This window comes from Micromonospora sp. H61, assembly GCF_018070325.1.
In the GTDB taxonomy this organism is placed as follows: domain Bacteria; phylum Actinomycetota; class Actinomycetes; order Mycobacteriales; family Micromonosporaceae; genus Micromonospora; species Micromonospora salmantinae.
Window position 1 is genome coordinate 1 of sequence record NZ_JAGPXY010000208.1, and the last position, 1,603, is coordinate 1,603.

The following is a 1,603-nucleotide window of genomic DNA, read 5'->3' on the forward strand; positions in this document are numbered from 1 at the left end:
GCCACAGCGCCCACTTCAGGTACGGGCCGACCGGCATACCGAAGTATTGGCTGGTGACCACCGCGTACAGGCCAGCGATCGCCGCGCCGAGGGACACCGCGGCGAGGATCCCGACGCTGACCCTTCCCCCTTCCGTTCGGGTGCCGGGGGTGGAACTGCGGGCGGCGATCAGCGAACCGAGGACCGTGCCCGCGGCCCGGCACGCCAGCAGAGCCATCACGGCCGCCATCGTGAACTCGCCCCAGTTCACACTCACCGAGTAGTACACACCGAGCACCCCATGCTCCTCCGCGGTCAGGAGGCACTGCCAGATCAGGGCCAGCGACGCGAAGCCGGGTACCGCGATCGCCGCCGCTCGGCGCACGGGCGGCACCGGCACCTCCACCCGCTCGACCGTTGCGGTATCGACGGCGCCGACGTCCGCTGCGCCCCTGGCCGCGACCAGCGCCGGCTCGGGCACGACTATGGGTGCGGCGCCTGTGTGCTCGGCGATCGCCGCCGCTAGGTGCGGTAGCTGGGCGCTGCCGCCCACACAGTAGATACCGGCGAGGTCGCCGACCGTGAGTTCGGCGGCGGCGACTGTCTCCTGGGTCAACTGCGCCACGCGCCACGCTACCGGCCGGGCGGCCTCGTCGAGCATCGCGCTGTTCGCGACTACCGGCGGCCGGTCCGGGAGCGGAACCGTGACAGCCGGATGGCTCACCAACGCTTCCTTGGCGACCCGAACGCTGTGCGCCACCGACGCGCGCGACGCGCCCTGGGCCTCTCCCGTTGACGCGCCGATGAGGGCGTCGGCGAGCGCGTGATCGACTGCCGTGCCGCCAGCCGCGGTGTCGGCGAGGGTCGCGAGGACCTCGAAGCCGGCCGGCCCGCGGCGCAGCACCGTCACCTCGGCGCCAGCGCCGACGTCACAGATGACAAGGAACGCACCGACTGGCACCCTTACACCAGTGGTGAGCAGGTACTCGGCGACCGCCACCGGGGCCTCCACCAGACGCGGTTGCGGCAACCCCGCCCGGTGCGCGACCTGCCGCATCCAGGTCCGCCGCCGTGGCCCCCACCCCGCCGGGACTACCACCCGCACATCCCGCACCGGCTGACCGACGACCCGCTCGGCTTCGGCGGCGACCCTGCGCAGCGGCGCCGCCGCGATCTCCAGCGCGTCGCCGCCAGCGTCACCTGTTGTCGCGTCCTCCATCGGATGGCGCGGGTGCGGAATGGACGCTGGGGGCTGCCCCGCCGCCTGTCCGTTCGCTGGCATCGACGACGCGCTGTGTAGGGGTGGATTCCCGTCGAATGACAGCACGTGCGCGCTGCCGTCGGCCCACGCCAGGACGGCTTGGGTGCCGGCGCTGCCACAGTCGATCGACAACCGCGCTTCCCCCGACCCCATGTCCATAGTCAAACATGAGGATCACATTCACGTCACCTGTCAATCACTCACGGCCAGCAGAGGCCAGCCGAAGCCACACCAGCGTCACCGTCCGCCGAACCGCCGACGAACCTCCTCGAGGAATCCGCGTGGTGAGGCCGTCTCCCGCCTGCGCGCCTCTTGCCAACGACACCAACACGCATTGGATGGAACCGTGAAGCCCTCGAACCC

1 protein-coding gene is annotated in these 1,603 nt (G+C 71.4%); it reads right to left on the reverse strand.

From position 1 onward, the window contains the following. Window positions 1-1,198, reverse strand: a 1,198-nt coding sequence (locus KBX08_RS33175; RefSeq protein ID WP_247670471.1) for an Hsp70 family protein, incomplete at its 3' end; no start/stop codon positions are given. Between the last annotated feature and the right edge of the window lie 405 nt (window positions 1,199-1,603).